Source organism: Edaphobacter modestus, from assembly GCF_004217555.1.
GTDB lineage: Bacteria > Acidobacteriota > Terriglobia > Terriglobales > Acidobacteriaceae > Edaphobacter > Edaphobacter modestus.
The window spans coordinates 3,609,779-3,627,588 of record NZ_SHKW01000001.1 but is presented as its reverse complement, the minus strand read 5'-3'; the positions used below and the strand labels follow the sequence as shown (position 1 = coordinate 3,627,588).

Annotated in this window: 15 protein-coding genes; 5 read left to right on the top strand and 10 right to left on the bottom strand. The window is 58.7% G+C overall.

The window, feature by feature from the left end:
* Positions 1–175 precede the first annotated feature (175 nt).
* Positions 176–1,891 carry an alpha-N-arabinofuranosidase gene (locus tag BDD14_RS15470; protein WP_130419590.1) on the top strand — a complete coding sequence of 572 codons (1,716 nt, stop codon included), beginning with the start codon at positions 176–178 and terminating at the stop codon, positions 1,889–1,891.
* A gap of 89 nt (positions 1,892–1,980) precedes the next feature.
* Here the strand turns inward: BDD14_RS15470 and BDD14_RS15465 are convergent, their stop codons facing one another.
* Positions 1,981–3,312, bottom strand: a complete 1,332-nt coding sequence (locus tag BDD14_RS15465) for an Hsp70 family protein (protein ID WP_130419589.1) — start codon at positions 3,310–3,312, stop codon at positions 1,981–1,983.
* Positions 3,313–3,529: 217 nt separating this feature from the next.
* Complete coding sequence (locus BDD14_RS15460; RefSeq protein WP_130419588.1) at positions 3,530–4,831, bottom strand: aminotransferase class V-fold PLP-dependent enzyme; 1,302 nt, start codon at positions 4,829–4,831, stop codon at positions 3,530–3,532.
* 213 nt (positions 4,832–5,044) lie between these two features.
* Here BDD14_RS15460 and BDD14_RS15455 point away from each other — a divergent pair, with 213 nt between their 5' ends.
* From BDD14_RS15455 to BDD14_RS15445, 3 genes are all read left to right on the top strand, one after another.
* Positions 5,045–6,451 (top strand): LssY C-terminal domain-containing protein, encoded by a 1,407-nt coding sequence (locus tag BDD14_RS15455; protein WP_130419587.1) that lies wholly within the window; start codon positions 5,045–5,047, stop codon positions 6,449–6,451.
* 85 nt (positions 6,452–6,536) lie between these two features.
* The gene (locus BDD14_RS15450) at positions 6,537–7,241 is read left to right on the top strand and encodes a DUF2461 domain-containing protein (protein WP_130419586.1); all 705 of its coding nucleotides are present in this window, start codon (positions 6,537–6,539) and stop codon (positions 7,239–7,241) included.
* 291 nt (positions 7,242–7,532) lie between these two features.
* Positions 7,533–7,829, top strand: a complete 297-nt coding sequence (locus tag BDD14_RS15445; RefSeq protein WP_026387847.1) for an HU family DNA-binding protein — start codon at positions 7,533–7,535, stop codon at positions 7,827–7,829.
* A 224-nt stretch (positions 7,830–8,053) separates the two neighbouring features.
* Here BDD14_RS15445 and BDD14_RS15440 read toward each other — a convergent pair whose 3' ends face one another.
* From BDD14_RS15440 to BDD14_RS15405, 8 genes are all read right to left on the bottom strand, one after another.
* A complete protein-coding gene (locus tag BDD14_RS15440) occupies positions 8,054–8,791 on the bottom strand; it encodes a methyltransferase family protein (RefSeq protein ID WP_130419585.1) in 738 nt (245 codons plus the stop codon).
* A 50-nt stretch (positions 8,792–8,841) separates the two neighbouring features.
* A complete protein-coding gene (locus tag BDD14_RS15435; RefSeq protein WP_130419584.1) occupies positions 8,842–9,795 on the bottom strand; it encodes a ParB/RepB/Spo0J family partition protein in 954 nt (317 codons plus the stop codon).
* A 70-nt stretch (positions 9,796–9,865) separates the two neighbouring features.
* Entirely contained in the window at positions 9,866–10,867 is a 1,002-nt protein-coding gene (locus tag BDD14_RS15430; protein ID WP_130419583.1) for a ParA family protein, read from the bottom strand.
* A gap of 209 nt (positions 10,868–11,076) precedes the next feature.
* Positions 11,077–11,685 (bottom strand): 16S rRNA (guanine(527)-N(7))-methyltransferase RsmG, encoded by a 609-nt coding sequence (gene rsmG / locus BDD14_RS15425; protein WP_130419582.1) that lies wholly within the window; start codon positions 11,683–11,685, stop codon positions 11,077–11,079.
* Positions 11,686–11,770: 85 nt separating this feature from the next.
* Entirely contained in the window at positions 11,771–12,559 is a 789-nt protein-coding gene (locus tag BDD14_RS15420) for a gamma-glutamyl-gamma-aminobutyrate hydrolase family protein (protein ID WP_130419581.1), read from the bottom strand.
* A 41-nt stretch (positions 12,560–12,600) separates the two neighbouring features.
* Positions 12,601–13,395 carry a lysophospholipid acyltransferase family protein gene (locus BDD14_RS15415; RefSeq protein ID WP_130419580.1) on the bottom strand — a complete coding sequence of 265 codons (795 nt, stop codon included), beginning with the start codon at positions 13,393–13,395 and terminating at the stop codon, positions 12,601–12,603.
* Positions 13,388–14,866: a bifunctional folylpolyglutamate synthase/dihydrofolate synthase gene (locus BDD14_RS15410; protein ID WP_130419579.1), complete on the bottom strand. Its 1,479-nt coding sequence runs from the start codon at positions 14,864–14,866 to the stop codon at positions 13,388–13,390. The genes BDD14_RS15415 and BDD14_RS15410 overlap by 8 nt, the downstream gene beginning before the upstream one ends.
* A 350-nt stretch (positions 14,867–15,216) precedes the next feature.
* Complete coding sequence (locus BDD14_RS15405) at positions 15,217–15,471, bottom strand: hypothetical protein (protein ID WP_130419578.1); 255 nt, start codon at positions 15,469–15,471, stop codon at positions 15,217–15,219.
* 152 nt (positions 15,472–15,623) lie between these two features.
* Between BDD14_RS15405 and thrS the strand changes: the two genes are divergently transcribed.
* Positions 15,624–17,672: a threonine--tRNA ligase gene (gene thrS, locus BDD14_RS15400; RefSeq protein ID WP_130419577.1), complete on the top strand. Its 2,049-nt coding sequence runs from the start codon at positions 15,624–15,626 to the stop codon at positions 17,670–17,672.
* Positions 17,673–17,810 lie beyond the last annotated feature (138 nt).

Below are 17,810 nucleotides of genomic sequence, written 5' to 3'. Positions count from 1 at the left end.
TCTACTAAAACTTTGAGAGATAAAGGAGGCGCCTTGCCCTATCTCGAAAGATGCGCATGCTGCGATGGGCGAAGTGAAAGAAACCGAGTGGGCAGGGGGAGCAGATTCTCGTAAGAAACTTGAACCTTCTCTACTTCCTCTATATCGTGGCTTCGTTACCAGGAGACCTCTTTCCATGACCCGAAATGCTTCGTCGCGCCGTGGCTTCCTTAAATCGTCCTCGCTCGCGGCTGCCGCTGTTGCCCTGCGCGGCTCCTCTCTCTATTCGCAAGCCTCCGGACAGGTTGATGCTCACATCGATATCAATCCCGCCGAGCCCATCGCGACCATCTCGCCCGAGATCTACTCCCACTTCATCGAGCATCTCGGCGGAGTCATCTATGACGGCGTCTGGGTAGGAGAAAACTCAAAAATCGCCAATGTCGACGGCATCCGCAAGGACTTCATCGACACCATGAAGGCCGTGCAGGTTCCTGTGCTGCGCTGGCCCGGGGGCTGCTTCGCCGACTCCTATGACTGGCGCGACGGCATCGGCCCGCGTGACAAACGCCCCGCGCGCGCTGGCTTCTGGAAGCAGCAGGACTCCAATCAATATGGCCTCCACGAGTTCATGCGAACCTGCCGCGCCATCGGATGCAAGCCCTACCTCGCCGCCAACCTTCGTACCCAGCCCGCGCGCGACTTCTATCAGGAGATCGAGTACTGCAACGCTCCCGCCGGCGACATTCCTTCCAACTCCGCTGCACCGGCGATGCCCGACGCGCTCGCCTCTCAGCGTGCTGCGAACGGCGACCGTGAACCCTTCAACGTCGACCTATGGGGTGTCGGCAACGAGAGCTGGGGATGCGGAGGCAACCTCACTCCCGAGGAGTACGCCGCCGAGTTCCGCCGTTTCACGGCCTGGACGCCCAGTTACAGTGAAGTTCCTCTACGTCTCGTCGCCGTGGGTCCTAACGGAGACGATGTCGACTGGACAAGCCGTCTCTTCAAGGCACTCTACGGCAACCCCGAGCGTCGCCACCTCTGGGGCCTATCCATCCACTACTACACCTCCGGAAGCCCAACGAAATTCGCGGCCGGCGATGCGCTCGCCTTCAACGACGCCGAGTTCTACGACCTGCTGACCCGCGGCAGCCTGATGGACAAAGTCATCACCGATCACTGGACTGCGATGGGCAGCGCCGTCTCCAGCTCGCTCTCAAAAGGCCAGCCCACGGTCAAATTCGTCGTCGACGAGTGGGGAGCCTGGTACGGCAAAGGCACCGAGCTCGCGCCCGAGTACAACCTCTCCCAGCAATCCACAATGCGCGACGCCCTTCTTACTGGCATCACCTTCGACATCTTCCAGCGCCATGCCGACAAGGTCGCAGTCGCCGCCGTCGCACAATCCATCAACTGCATTCACTCGCTCATGCTCGCCCAGGGCGACAAGTTCTGCGTCACTCCAACCTTCCACGTCTTCCAGATGTACCTTCCGCATCGTGGTGCGCAGTCCATCCGCGCCGAGTTCACCGCGCCCTCCATCCCCAACCCCATGGGAGATACCGCGAGCCAGGTCGGTGGTAACAGCTACATCGGTCAGCTTCCACCCGTGAAGTCACTCGCCGGTCTTAGCGGCTCCTCCTCCATCAAGGGCAAAGCGCTCACGCTCACCGTCGTGAACCCGCACCTCACCAGGCCGATGACCACCGAGATTGCGGTTCGTGGAGCGCGCGTCGCCTCCGCGAAGGGAACAGTCCTCGCCGAAAAGGATGTCCACGCCCACAACGACTTCGCCCACCCCGATGCGGTCAAACCAAGCACCATAGCAACCCTCAATCCATCAGGCGGCAAGCTGACACACACCTTCCCGCCCGCCAGCGTCACGTCGCTGGAGATCACGCTGATGTAGTAGTTGAAAGCTGTCACTTATTACAGGATTAGCGGCGAGGGAAGATTAGCTGCAAACGCGAGATTCCAAACCCATCGGTTTTGTTTTTCTCATTGGATAGGCGCGGTCATCATTGCTTCCTCTGCCCGAAGTGCCAGGCCGCGCGCGACCGAGGTGAACTCGTTGCCAGTTTGTATGCGATCTTCACCGAAGCGACTCGCGAAGATGCGCCGCACCGCTGGCACAAAGGAGCTTCCTCCGGTCAGAAAGACGCGGTCCACTTCGTGCGAACCAACACCTGAGCTCTCAAGCAGCGAGTCGACGCAACGCTCGATGACACTTCGGTCCTCCGCGATCCATTCTTCAAACTCACTCCGCGTAACAGGAATGCGCAGGTCCATACTGCCGTCGCGAAAGCGGAACTCCGCAGAGGTCGATCGCGACAGTTCGAACTTCACCTGCTGCACGGCCTGGTGAAGCTGATAGCCGAGGTCCTCTTCAATCAGCGCGGTCAGGGCCTCGATCTTCTCCGGCTCAAGCGCCCTCAGGCGAGCGCTCTTCAATATCTCGCTCACATTGCGCGTACGCAGGAACGAGAGATAGTGCCAGCGTTCAAGGTTGGCGTAGATCCACGCCGGCACAGCGGGCAGCGTCTTGTTCAGCGAGCGAGCGTAAGAGTCTGATCCAAGTGCGGGAGAGACGAGCTTCCGAACGATCCGCGCATCGAAAGCGTCACCCGCAAGTCCCACGCCACTGTTGCCGAGCAGATCCTTGGATGTGCGTCCGCGCCGGCGCACACCGGGGCCCACGTTAAGTAGGGAGAAGTCGCTGGTGCCTCCGCCAAAGTCGCCAATCAGAATCAGCTCGTCGTGGTCGAGCGTCGACTCGTAAGAGTAGGCGGCTGCGATGGGCTCCATCTCAAAATCGACACTCTCAAAACCAGCCATCGTAAAGGCATCGCGAAGCCGCGATACAGCATAGGCATCGTCATCCTCTGTCTCTGCGCCGACAAAACGCACTGGACGTCCCACTGTAGCGTGGCGGATAGGCATGCCAAACTGCAGTTCTGCGTGACCGCGTAGATCGGAGAGTATGCGAGAGACAAGTTCTTCGAGCGTGTAGCGGCGGCCAAAGACCTCTGTTCCGGTCAGAGTAGGGCTCGGAAGATAGGACTTGAGCGACTGGATAAGTCGGCCCTTCTCCTCAGCCTCAAGATAGTGTTCGACTGCAGTCGGCCCGGTTTTCGAGAGGGTCTGTTTCGCTCCGCCGGCCTTCTTCACCTGCTCCAGGTAAAGAACGGAGCGAAACGATAAAGTGCTCCCACCGCTGGTTGGAAACGAAGCCAGTTCGACCTTCGACTCACCTGTAATAACCGCAAGAGAACTATTCGTCGTGCCAAAATCGATCCCTATGGCAGGCCCTTGATATCGCGTTTCACGCATTCATCCATTATTTCGCAGCCAGAGGAACCGTGCATCGTCAGAAGGCTGGTACCGGGAACATTCATCGCATGGCTGAACTTCTCTTTTGTCGCCGACATCATCGACCTATGGACACAGGCTGGCGTCGACAGGATCGGCATCATTACTCCGCGAGCCCACTGGCTCCAACAACCCAGGTAGACTTACCCGCAAGCTGGACTGACAAGCGAATCAGCGTCTAAGCCTTCCTGCTCGCTGCGATCTCACCCATTGCGCCCAAAAACTTGTCCAGATCCGCGATCGTCGTGTAGACATGCGGTGTCACGCGGATACAGTGAATGTTTTCGTAGTCGATTCCTACCGTGTGAATCTTGTAGCGGTCAAACAGCGTCGTCATCAACTGGGTCGGAGGGATGCCCTCGATACTGACCCCGCAGATCGCGCAGGAGAACCGTGGGTCCAGCGACGTATGCAGCTTCACGCCTGGAATGTCTTTCACGCGCGTCGCCCAGTAGTTCTTCAGGTAGAAGATGCGCTCCTGCTTGCGTTTGGAGCCGATGGCCTCGTGAAAGTTGATCGCTTCGCCAATGCCTTGTTCGATGGGAAAGCTGCGTGTTCCCAGGGCTTCAAACTTGCGAATATCGCTGCTGTGAGGATCGCCGTAGCAGGTAAGCGGCCAGAGCTTCTCAATCTTGTCCGTCTTCACCCACATCATTCCTGAGCCAATCGGTGCCGACAGGAACTTGTGCAGACTCGTTCCAAAGTAGTCGCAGTGCAACTCAGGAATCTTGAAGTCCAGCAGGCCGAAGGAGTGCGCGCCGTCGACGATCACCTCACAGCCGCGCGCGTGCGCCATATCAGCGATCTGCTGCACCGGCATAAGTTGGCCGACCCAGTTGACCATATGTGTGACATGAACCAGCTTCGTTCGCGGTGTGATGGCCTGCTCGTAGGCCTTCACAATCGTCTCGACGTCCTCGATGGGGAAGTCGAAGCTGATCTGCTTGTATACGATGCCATCGCGTGCGGCCCTCTGGCGGTACGCATTCATCATGTTGGGATAGTCCTGCTTGCTCCCAGCCACCTCGTCACCTGCCTTCAAGGGAAGCCCGTAGATGATGGTGTTCAGGGCTTCGGTAGCGTTGCGGTTGATCGCAATCTCTTCGGCCGATGTGCCAGCCAGGCGAGCAAGCTTCTGTCGTAGCGGTTCGCGGCCCTGGTCAAGAATCTGCCACATGAAATACGATGGCCCCTCGTTGGTCATCTGGTTGTAGCGTTCCACTGCCTGCTGGACGACGATGGGCGACGGTGAGACTCCGCCATTGTTGAGATTGATGATCTGCGGGCTGACAGAATAGGAACGCTGAATCACGCTCCAGAAGTCTTCGTTCTGAGCGACCGCTCCGGCATCGAGGTGGTCCACAGCGCGGGATGCAGCCTGCCAATCGGCTGCATGTGCCTGATGAAAGAGGCTATCCGTCGAAAACGCGCCGGCGAGAGCTGCCAATTTGAGAAAGGATCGACGATCGTTCGGTGCCATACAAGCAATCTAGGCCATTGTGGAAGCTTCCGGGAGAGATGAAGCGAATATTTTCGGTCTCCTAAGCCGAACGAAGACGACCTCCGGCCTCCGATCGCAATAAGATTTGCCTACGGGCTACGGGAGGTTCACACTTGCGGACGTAGATCGGTAGTATCAGTCACCGTAACCTCCGTTTGGTATCGTTGAAGCGCGGGAGGGCGCCTCGCTGCTATGAGAACCCTGCTTGACCTGAATTGCAGGCTCGTCTTCTTGTGCGTGATCTGTACTGCCAGAGCTGCGCTTGGATGCGACCAGCTTCCTTCAGGGCAATCGCTCTGGATTCGCCTCTCCGCCCCCGTCTCCACCTACACCGCGAAAGCAGGCGATCTCGTCCATGCAGTCCTTACGCAAGATCTCGTCTGCGGCAACAAAGTCGTCTTTCCCAGGGGAGCGATGATCGAGGGCGCCGTTCGCAGCAAACGTAAAGTCGGATGGGGCATTCGCCACGAAACCGCTAACCTCGAGCTCGAATTCAATAGCGTCACGTCCGGACCGGGTATTGCCGTAGCGCTCACCGCGCGTGTGGAAGAAGTGTCGAACGCCCGCGAGTCCGTTCGTAAGGGCGTCATCCAGGGGATACGCAGCTCCGACACCTTTCAGGGACGCATCAACAGTCGCCTGATTCACCTGCCTACCTGGAATCCCTACTCCGATCCGGTTTTGATCGCCTATAAGACTGTCTTTCCGATCTTTCCCGAGCCGGAGATCTATTATCCGACTGGTACAGATATTCGCCTGCGGACCACGACGGAGCTCTCGTCTCCGCCGGTTGCGATCACCACCGCCCAAGAATCCTCCCCGCCTGCAAACCTGCAGTCCGATGAACTCGATCAGTTAGTGGAACAGCTCCCCTTGCGTGTTACCACCAGAAAGGATGTTGCCGCTGACCTGCTGAACATTGTGTTCCTCGGCTCCCGGCAAGAGGTTCAGACGGCATTTCGCGAGGCGGGGTGGCGGAACGCCGACCCCGTTTCCAAACGCACCATGTTCAAGAATATGTACGCTCTGCTGAACAATAGCGGCTACTCGCAACAGCCCATGATGACTTTCTTCTTGAACGGAAGACCGCAGGACATGAGCTTGCAGAAGAGCCTCAACAGTTACGATCGGCGTGACCATCTCCGTATCTGGCAATGGACGCCCAAGGGAACCGCGGACTCCGTCTGGGTCAGTTCGTCGACGCACGACACCAGCGCAGTGCTCGCCGTGAAATACAAGGGTTTCGTCCACCACATTGCGCCTGACATCGACGATGAGCGCTCGACAGTGATTCGCGACCTGACCTTTGCCGGCTGCGTGAAGTCTGTCAGCTACGTCGCGCGTCCTGACATGCCGACCACCACTCACAATGCGACCGGAGACGTCATGCATACCGACGGTCTTATGGCAGTGGTCGCATTGCAAAGCTGCAAATCCGCCGGCCCGCTACCAGAATCCGGCAGCTTCAAACCCGGCAACCACGCCTTCCGTTTTATGCGGCGGCAGATCCTCACCTTCCGCAACGACATATTCCGCGCCAACGTCATCTATGCCGTCTACGATGGCGGACGGATGACGTGGTTAGCACTGCGCCGCTAGCCGCGATTCAGCACTAGCCTGGCATATCACTGCGCCACGACCCCTGCTGACACCCTGCGTCAGCATCTCCATTTACGATAGCCGCATGGCGTCCGTCGCACCGCATTACAGTCCCGAAGCATTCAAATTTATGCGCGGCCTCAAGCGCAACAACGACCGCGAATGGTTCAACACTCGCAAGGCAATCTACGAACGCGAGATCAAGGCCCCAACACTCGCCCTCATCACGGCAATCAACGAAGCCATGCTTCGCTTCGCGCCGGAGAACGTGCAACCCCCGCAGAAGGTCGCGATGCGTATCTACCGCGACATCCGTTTTTCTTCCGACAAGCGCCCCTACAAGCGAAATCAGGGGGCGTGGTGGGCTTGCGCCGGGCTCGAAAAGACCTCCGGAGGTGGCTTTTACTTTCACTTCGGCCCTGACGAAGTCGTTATCGCCGCTGGCGTCTACATGCCTGAACGCGAACAACTCCTCGCCATCCGCCGCCATCTCGAAATCCATCACAAAGAGATGCGCCGCCTGCTCAACTCCAAAAAACTACGCTCTCTCCTGTCCGAATTCGAAGGTCAGAAACTCACGCGACCGCCGAAGGGGTTTCCGCCCGACTCGCCTGCGATGGACCTTCTCCTCTGCCGCCAGTGGGGAGTTAGTGCGCATCTTCCGCCCAGCGCCGCGACCACTCCCACGCTGCTGAAGGAAATCGTGAAACGCTTCGAGGTGGCAGCGCCGATTGTCGCTCTTCTGAACGCTCCTCTGGTAGCAACCAAACCGCGCAAACCGCTGTTTTAGAGAATGCGTTCCACCCCTCGGCCAACGGTTTTCCCGGCATAAAACCCTCAAAATTCGATAAAAAATAGCTAAAAATAGGACAAAACCGGGAAAAACCCGAAAAAACCTGTGGAAACCGGTCGAATCCGATTGACAAAGTGCTCAGAAAAGCTGAAGGTGAATTGCGGTACGGTTTCTCCGCGCCCGCATGAACACTGGCGATTCGCGCTTCATAGTATGCCGGAAAGACAGTTTTGAGAGCGGTCGGATGACCTGCTTTAGAACAAATAAGAACCTGAAGGAGCAAGACACATGGCAAAGGGATTGACTAAGACAGCACTGGTTCGCCAATTGGCGGAGAAGCTCGAGCTGACCAACAAGCAGACTGCCACCTTCCTGGACCTGCTGGCCGAGACGGCCGTCAAGGAGACCAAGAAGAACGGTGAGTTCACCATCCCCGGCATCGGCAAGCTGGTCAAGGCAGAGCGCAAAGCACGCCTCGGCCGTAACCCTCAAACCGGCGAGACCATCAAGATCAAGGCGAAGACCGTCGTCAAGTTCCGCGTGGCCAAGGTCGCAAAGGACACCATCGCTCCGCCGAAGAAGTAGTTTTATTCGAACGCCGCGCAACGTGCGCCACGCGAACGTGCGCTATTCATCCCTCTAGCCTGCCGTAGTGCCTTACATGCGGAAGGCAGCGAGATCGATACCCGAGAGCCCGTACAATCCGGCATTCGCCAGGATCGGCGGGCTCTCAGCTTTCCGCCAGCTTGCAGGATGACCGACTGACCCAGTTGTCGTCTTCAGCAGGCTCGTTGCGCGAGTGAGCTGTTTCAGCGTCCGACTTGAACCGCTCCCTGCCTCGGGAGAAGCGCCCGCATCACCAGCGATAGCCCCAGCGAAACCATCACGCCCTGCAGAATCAGAATCGAGTTGTACATCCACCCGAGCGCGGCAAACGAGAACGCCACGCCCCACATGTAGATCTCGCCCAGCACCGCCACGCCCCATACAGGCTTCACCGCAGATGACGCGAGCCGGGGACGCAGCGAGGGAATGATCCTGGGGACGACCGCACAGTAAGCCCGGTAGGGCTCCCCCAGCTTCTCTGTAAGAAAAGCCTCTTCGGCTCCGATCAAACGCAACTCCAGCACGCCGATGGTAACGAGCATGAACAAAGCACCGCTCGGCATCGTCAGCAGCGCCAGCGCAAAGGTATGGAGAAACGTTCCCAGGTACAGAGGATTTCGCATGTAACGATATGGGCCTGCCGCCACAAGACGATCCCCGTGCATAGCCGCATCCTGTACGACCCCCGAACCGAGATACGCCGCTCCCCACGTGCGCAGCAGGGCCGCCACCAGCGCAAAGAGAACGCCCACCACGAGCACCGCCACGGTGGATGCGCTGAAGCCAAGCCAGCCCGCACGCGACGGCCAAGACGCCAGCCACTGCCACGTGCGCACCGTATCCAGGTGAAGCCATTTGTTCCACGGCACGACGAACCCGAGCCCATACAGAACGGCGTGAATCAGAAAACGGAATCGAAACTCAAGAGCAGTTGCTTTCATGCTGGGCGCAGTCGCGCGGGGATCCTTTCGTTCTACAGAAACAAATTTTTCTACTTATCGCCCAACATCTCCAGAAGGGTATCGAAGTCCTCAAGGCCGGAGTACTCGATAATCACGCGGCCCTTGCCCTTCTTGTCCTCGATCTTCACCTTCAGCCCCAACGTTCTCCGCAGCCTGTCTTCCGCCTCACGAACATTTGGGTCTTCCGTCTGCGCCTGTTGCGGCTTGTCTTTCTTCTCTTTCGCTTCAGGGTTGATCAGTCCCTGAACATAGTTCTCCGTCTGCCGCACCGAAAACGACAACGCCACGACCTTCTGTGCCGCAGACGTAATGGCCTCTGGAGACTCAAGCGCCAGCAGCGCACGCGCGTGGCCGAAAGTCAGCTCTGCCCCTTCCACCTTCGCCTGCACCGCCTCGGGAAGCCGGAGCAGACGCAGGAAGTTCGCTACCGAGGCACGCTCCTTGCCCGTACGCGTCGCCATCTGCTCCTGCGTCAGCTTGAACTCCTGGCTCAGCCGCTGGTAGGCTCTGGCCTGTTCCATGGGGTTCAGATCCGTCCGCTGCAGGTTTTCAACGATCGTCATCTCCAGAACCTGCTCGTCGGCGACCTGCCGCACGATAGATGGAATCGTTGTCTTTCCTGCCTTGCGAGACGCCAGCCACCGCCGCTCACCCGTAATCAACTGATAACGCATGGGGTTATGGCCTGGCGGTTGAGTCGCCAAGGGAGGAATTGGTCTGACCACTATAGGCTGCACGACGCCTGTCGCCGCGATGGATTGCGCCAGCTCCGCAAGCTGCGCCTCATCGAAGTGCTTTCTGGTCTGCCAGGGATTGCGCTCAATGTGGTCAAGTGGAATCTCGAGTGGCCTTCCGGCCGGCTCAGGAGCAGCCGCGGCGTGAATGGCAGGAACGGGAGTCGGTGCGGCATTGCGTTGTGGAAGAAGGGATTCCAGCCCCTTGCCCAGGGCGCGACGTTTCGTATCGGACGATGCGGTTGGCATGATGTTGACTTTCAAAGAGAGAAATTTGGCGCTACACGGGAGATGGATCGGGAAAAGTATTTGATCCTGTTCAGGATCGCCAGAATCGGGACTTCTTTTCCGGTTTGTTGAAGGACTTCAGCGAGCTGGCCGCGGCTGCGGCGGCAGCCTTTCTTCTCTTGGCCTCGGGGCTCTCCATGCTGTTCCTGCTCAGAAGCTCCAGGGCAAGCTCCCGATAGGTCTCTGCTCCTCTCGAACGCGAGTCATAGAGCGCTACCGGCTTGCCGTGACTGGGAGCCTCGGCGAGGCGAACATTTCGAGGGATCGACGTCTTCAGAAGCTTGTCATTGAAGAACGATTTGAGATTTTCAGTGACCTGCACAGCCAGGTTCGTGCGGTCGTCGTACATGGTCAGCAGAACGCCTTCCAGCGACAGTCCTGGATTGAAGCTTCCGGTTACTCGATCCAGGGTCGACATCAGCTCAGAGATTCCCTCGAGCGCAAAGTACTCTGCCTGCATGGGAACCAGGAGGCCATCGGCCGCCACCAGCGCATTCAGGGTCAGCAGATCGAGCGCCGGAGGGCAATCGAGCAGAATGAAGGAAAACTGTGACCGCACCGGCTCAATCGCTTCGCGGAGCCGATACTCCCGTCGATCGGCAGAGATAAGCTCAATGGTCGCTCCGATCAGATTCTTGCTCGAAGGCACGAGCTTCAGGTTCTCAACCTCCGTCTGGATCATGCTGTCCGCAAGGGTCGCATTGCCCAGCAGCAGGTCGTACGTGCTGTTCCGGTGTTCCTCATCATCTCTCTGGCGAGCCACGCCCAGCCCTCCCGAGGAGTTCGCCTGGGGATCGCAATCGATCAGCAGCGTCGGAATCCCTTCGAGGGCAAAGGAGGCGGCAAGGTTAATCGCAGTCGTGGTCTTTCCGACGCCGCCTTTCTGGTTCACGATCGCAATGACGCGAGAGGGGGCCGAACCGTTCTTGGTCGGTGACGTCTCGGCAGCATCCTTGGACGGGATCGCTTTCTGGTCTTGTTTGGCCGAGAGGTCTTCAGTAGGCGTCTTGGGAGAAGAAGTAGGGCTGCTCATTGCAATAAGAAGAGGTTAGCGGGATCACCCTGGAAGGGCAACCTCACGGCTTGTGAAGAACTTCCGCAAGCTGTGGAGAACGTGTGGAACACGTCAAACTCTCGGAAAACGCGAGGGTTCCACGCACCATTTTGTGGAAATCTTTGTTCCACCTGAACACTTTGCTCAGGCTTCTTTCAAGCGGGACGCCCGATGTTCCACGTGGAACATTACCCGCGCTCGGCCCGCAGAAGAAACCGACTCTCGCTCTCCGGAATTCTTATGTTGCTGCGCACGATAAACCCCGGCGGAAGCTGCGAAGCCGAGGTACTAAGAAGAATCACCTGGCGAGACGCCCGTGCCCCTGCGGCTTCCAGGGCAACCTCCATCTTGTCTACCGCGCGGAGCGTGACGGTATGAAACATTCGATCCGTAGGCAGCCCCTCCACGCGCCCTACCCACACCTCCGCATTCGTTAACCCCAGTGTTCGCACCACCTCCCGTAGAAAAGTGGCTTTTTTGTTCTGCGATTCGGCGAGGGTCACGGAAATCGTGGGCTGAAAGAGCGCGATGGGAACTCCGGGGAACCCCGCGCCGGAGCCTAAATCTAGGAGCGTACCGGGGAGCGCGTCCCCGAGATTCTGCGCGGCAAACAGGCTTTCGCCAAAGTGCCGTCGAACCATCTCCTCCGGGGTACGGATCGCCGTAAGGTTTGTGCGAGCGTTCCAGCGAACCAGGAGATCGAGATATCCAGACAATTGAGAGAGAAGGGTGGAGTTTATCGGGGAGAGATAGGGGGCAAGAAGGCTCTTGATCTCAGTTTCCGGCAGAACGGGCATCGTTTCACTAGTATCTCAAAACTGAATTGTTCCACGTGGAACATGTGGCACTCCCATTTGAAGAGTGTTCCACGTGGAACACTGCCTACGATTCCTGGACCACGGATGTCCGGATGGCGCGAGGCGCCCACGAAGTCGCCTCAGAGATCAGGCGCGCGAAGATCGCCCGTGACGCCGGGCTGATCTCATACGTCCTTTCAGGATGCCACTGTACCCCGAGCACAAAATGGGCCCCCGGGTTCTGCTGATCCTGGCCGCCTTCCACCGCCTCCACCACACCATCCTCCGTGCTGCGGCCCACCACGCGGAGACCGTCCCCTGGAATCCCTATGGCCTGGTGATGGCTCGAGTTGATGGGAAGACGAAGGAATCCCCTTTGGTCGGGCGCCTCTTCGCGGGAAAGCATACCTCCAAGCGTGGATTCAGGAGGAACTGCCACGGAATGAGCCACCGCCACGGTCCTACCCGCCGAGTGATTGACCGGAACGGGAGCCAGATCCTGCACCAGGGTGCCGCCGCGCCAGACGTTCAGGGACTGGGTCCCGAAACAGATCGTCAACAGGGGTTTATAGAGGTTATGAGCATCCTGAATGAGAAGTTCATCGACATTCTCGCGAGCAGGATCGGCAGGGTTGCACTCCGGAATCGGCTCATGACCGTACTTATGAGGATTGACGTCGGCAGGAGAGCCGGGAAGCAGAACCCCCTGGCATGTGTTGATGAGATCTGCCGTAGCCCGCGGAGAGCTATCCAGGGGGATCTGCACCGGGTCACCCCCGGCACGGTTGACGGCCTCTGCATACTGGGCCCAGGATCTCGTGTTGTATTCAGGATTGTTGCTGGTGGGGACGGGAATAGCGATTCGAGGTTTCATGGCTATAGAAACCATGATACGGCGAGCCGAGCGCCAGCGCTTCAGCTCAACTCAGGGTGATAGTGAATGTAGGTTGCCGTAATTGTGTTGAGGAGCTGCTCGGTCAGGGCATCCGCATCGCGCGTGGTTAGGCCCACCGTAGAGATCGGGTCTCCGATAACGATGGCGAGCGGGCGCGGATGAAGATGGTAGGTATGCATCGGCAGGAGCTCGTAGGTTCCGACCAGAGTGATGGGAACAAGAGGAACCTGAGCCTTGATGGCCATGTAGGCAGAGCCTGAGACGAAGGGCTGGGGCCGACCGGTGTTGGTGCGGCCTCCCTCCGGAAAGATGACCAGTGGAAGACCGTGCTTAAGCGTCTGAACTCCGCGGTTCAGGCTGGCGACTGCATTTCGCGCACTGGACTGGTCAACAGGAACCTGGCCGGACCGGTTCAGGTACCAACCGATAAAAGGAACCTTCCAAAGGGATTGCTTGGCCAGGATGCGGAACTGGAAGGGAAGCCGGGCGAAGAGTACCGGCGTGTCGTAGTAACTAAGATGGTTCGACGCATACACAGCCGTCTGATGAATCCGGAGCTTCTCCTCTCCGATAAGGGTTATCGGAGACAGGCTCAGGATCAGAAGGGAACGCGCCCAGAGGTGGGCGATAAAGTGCTGCTGTCGTCCCGACTTGTCCCACAGACCGCAGAGAAGCGAGATACAGCCGAAGAAGATGGTCGACGCCAGGATGAGTGGGATAAGGAAGAGGTAGGTGAGCCAGCGAAAGAAGGCCGGGGCACGAGAAGGTCCGCTGGAGGCCGGAGCCGGGGTGAGGGTTGTGGTTGACTCAGGCACGCCTGGTTTCCTCTTCGGTGCTTAGGTTCAATGCAAGTGGGCGCAACTCGCCAATAAGATAGACCGAGCCGGTGGCGAGAATCAGGCCATCGAGCGGAGTGACGGCCCGGGCCTGGGCCAGGGCCTCGGCGAGCGTCGGAGAGACCTCCACCGGAATTTCGAGCGCCTCGGCCGCTTCGGATAGCTCTTCGAGCGAGGCAGCACGAGGGCTGTTGATCGGCGCCAGGAAGATATGGTCCTTTGGGCGGTCCGGCGAGGATCGATCGAAAAGAGGCAGAAGAATTTGGCTCATCTCGCGCAGATCTTTATCCCGCAGGCAGGAGAAGAGAAGGGTACGCGGAGTTTCTTCAGGAAGCTGCGCGAGAACGGCTCGAAGCGTCCATGCTCCTGCCGGATTATGGGCGACATCCATAAGCAAGGGGGCGGAGCCGGAAAGCGAAACCAATTCCAGACGGCCGGGCCAGAGAGTCTTGCGAATCCCGTCCTCAATGGCAGCGTTGGGTATTTCGTAACTCTTACTGTTGCTTTTATCTCTATTGTAGCCCTTACAGTTACGTAATTCCTCCGCCGCAGCCACCGCAAGGGCGATGTTTCGCTGCTGATGCTGGCCCATCAACGGAGAGTCGACGTGGAGGGCCTGGCCATCGACGGAGATGGTGTAGCGATTACGCGGAAGGTTTACGCCTGGGGCAGTCCCAGTTGTACCTGGCTCGGGATGAAGAAGCTTCTCGGCCGTGGGAATGTAGTTGGCCGCGCTGATGGCGTGGAGGTCCAGCATCGCGGCAGCCTCGCCGATGGCCTGGTTGGCCTCGGGGTGCTGGGGCAAGGTGACGAGAGTGCCCTGGGGCCGCAGAATTCCGGTCTTCTCCCGGGTGATCTCGGTGATGGTGTCTCCGAGATAATCCTGGTGGTCGAGCGAGATGTCGGTCAGGATGGAGATCAGCGGGTCGACGATGTTGGTGGCGTCGAGACGGCCTCCGAGGCCCACCTCGAGAACAGCGATGTCGACGGGCGCGGAGCCGGTGTAAGCGTCGCCGGAGAAGTGGAGAAAGGCCAGACCTGTGAGGGTCTCGAAAAAACTTGGAGGCTGAGGCAGCTCACCCGCAGCGACGAGGTGCTCTGCAGCTGAGTCTACTTGAAAGTAGAGTCGGGCGAAGTCCTCGTCGGAGATGGACTCTCCACTGATCTGAATCCGCTCGTTAACCCGGGAGAGATGGGGCGAGGTATAGAGCGCGGTGCGATATCCCGCGGTAGTAAGGATGCTGGCCAGGGTAGCGGCGGTGGAACCCTTGCCGTTGGTTCCGGCAATCAGTACGGAAGGGAAATTTTTCTGGGGATCGCCAAGGGCGCGAGACAGGATCCGCATATGCTCGAGATCGAACTTGCGGCGGGTGCCAACAGGTGCCGTCGGATCGGGGGCAAGCTCGAGGCCACGGGCGTAGAGGTGGTCGACCGCTGCTACGTAGGACATGAGGGTATTTTAGGCGGTGGCCGGGAGGGAACCAAGTTTGCTGCACTGGAACAACATCGAAAACAATCTGCCGGACGAAAGCGCCGCTATGCATCTGGACCGAATTTGCGCCCATTTTGTCTGGAGGCTGGAATTCGATTCATCCAAAAACGAAACATTGCAGATTTTCTTCGAGGAAGAGGGACCGGCAGGCGGTTTCCGCATCGAGAGACTGACGACGCAGTGGCAGGCCAGTTTCTCCGACGTCTGGCGCAGAATCGCTGATTCCAACTCCAGGTAAAGTTCCAACGCCTGCGCTTCAAGCCTGAACAATCCAGACTATAGCGCAGGCGTTCCGTAAACGAACCGGGCTAGTACGCCCCGCCGAGAAGGGCAGCGGCGGAGAAGTGGGGCAGTCCTGACCAGCTGGGGATGTTGAAGGGGGCATCAGGATGTGCGGCTACGCTGGCATCGCGGTGGTGATTGCGCAGCTCCTGGTAGATTTCAGGAAGCGTGGCCTTCTGGTCGGGTGCGCTGCTGCGCTCCCAGAAAACGCGAAAGCCCTGGTTGCAAACGGGGCACTGAATGTCGGCGTGGCCATCAGAAGGGTGACACAAAACTTGCATGGAAAACTCCTGTCGAAAAAACTGCAGTGAGAAACGCGGGGAGGTATGTTTCGAAGCCCACTGCGGGGCCCTTTTATACAGTATAGATGCATGTCCGGCCCTGGAAGTTGGTGCAAGGCAAGCAAAGCAAATATGCTGGATAGATACGCGATATGAGTGAACAGATGATTAAGGTACAGCTTCCTGATGGGTCCGTACGCGAGGTTACTCGCGGAACCACACCATATGACATTGCGATGAACATTTCGCCGCGGCTGGCGGCAGCCGTGGTCGTGGCACGGATCCGTCCGCTGAATACGACGGTGACTTCGGCCGAAACCGCGACGGATGAGGCCAATGAGGCGCAGACCGAGGCAGGAATGTACAGCTCCGCTGCGGAGACGGCGGAGCGGCTGGTTGACCTTTCGGCTCCGCTTAGCGAAGACGTCGCGCTCGAGTTGCTGAAGGAGAGCGATGAGGCTGCCCTGAAGGTGGTGCGTCACTCGGCCGCGCACGTGATGGCGACGGCGATCCTGGAGCTGTTTCCGGAGACGAAGCTGGGACATGGGCCGGCGACGGAGCAGGGGTTCTTCTACGACGTTTATCGCGAGGCGCCGTTCAGCGAGGCCGATCTGGCGGCGATTGAGGCACGCATGGCCGAAGTGGTGGCGCGGGACGAGAAGTTCGTGCGTGTCGAAGAGTCGCGCGACAAGGGGCTGACGGACTACGCGGCGCAAGGCGAGTTCATGAAGGTGTACTTCATCGAGAAGTTCACCAAGCTGGGCGACGAGATATCGCTGTACAAGAATGGCGACTTCACTGATTTCTGCCGAGGGCCTCATGTGCCTTCGACGGGGCGGGTGAAGGCGTTCAAGGTGACGAGCATCGCCGGAGCCTACTGGCTGGGCGACGAGAAGAACCAGCAACTGCAGCGCGTTTATGGCACCGCCTTCTTCAACACGAAGGACATGGAGGCCCACTTCAAGCGGCTGGAGGAGATCAAGGCGCGCGATCATCGCGTGCTGGGCAAACAGCTTGATCTGTTCTCGATCCAGGAGGTCGCAGGCGCGGGATTGATCTTCTGGCATCCCAAGGGCGGCCTGATCCGTAAGACGATGGAAGACTGGATGCGCGAGGAGTGTATCCGGCGCGGCTACGATATGGTGTTCACGCCGCACATCATGCGACGCGAGCTGTGGAAGGTCTCGGGGCACGAGGGTTTCTACTCGCAGAACATGTATCCGCCGATGGAGCTGGACGACGCGGAGTACCGGCTGAAACCGATGAACTGCCCCGGCCACATCCTTATCTATAAGAACTCGCCCAAGAGCTACCGCGACCTGCCGCAGCGGTACGCGGAGCTGGGCAACGTGTATCGCTACGAGCGGAGCGGGACTATGCACGGACTCTTGCGAGTCCGTGGCTTTACACAGGACGACGCGCACATCTTCTGCACGCCGGAGCAGATCGAGAGCGAGATCGCCGCGTGCGTCGAGTTCGCCGACGAGGTCTTGAAGGCCTTCGGGTTTGCTGAGTTCAAGGTGGAGCTTTCGACCTGGGACCCAAAGGACCAGAAGAGCTACGTCGGCTCGCCGGAGCACTGGGAGACGGCGGTGGGCTCGCTCAAGAAGGTTCTCGACGCGAAGGGCATTCCTTACCGCGTGATTCCGGGCGAAGCCGCGTTCTACGGACCGAAGATCGATATCAAACTGGTGGATGTGCTGGGCCGACTATGGCAACTTTCGACCGTGCAGTTCGACTTCAATCTTCCGCAGCGCTTTGAGCTGGAGTACACAGGCGAGGATGGAGAGAAGCACAGGCCGGTGATGGTACATCGCGCGCTGTTCGGAAGCGTGGAGCGATTCTTCGGTGTGCTGATCGAGCACTATGCCGGAGCTTTTCCGATGTGGCTGGCCCCGGTGCAGGTAGGACTTGTGCCTATTTCAGAGAAGCATCTTGATTATGCAAAGAGCGTAAAGGCAAAGCTTGAAGCCGCAGGATTGCGCGTGGAGCTGGATGCCCGCAACGAGAAGATGAATGCAAAGATCCGCGAGTTTACGCTGCAGAAGGTTCCCTTCGTGCTGGTGATGGGCGACAAGGAGTCCGCGGCAGAGGCGGTCAGCGTTCGTACCCGCGGCAAAGGGGACGAAGGCTCAGTAGGGCTCGCGGAGTTCATTGGCAGGGCAAAGACGCTCGTTGACTCCAGAGCTATGGCGCTGTAACGATGCAGGCGGCCTGAATGGATCGGGCCGCCGCGTTTCCCGTTGTATTCCCCATCCCCTGGGTTCGAGAGACAAGCGCTATCGGCCTTGATCTCTTCCGGTAGTGCGTTGGGCTGTTTCAGGATATTTCTCTTGCGT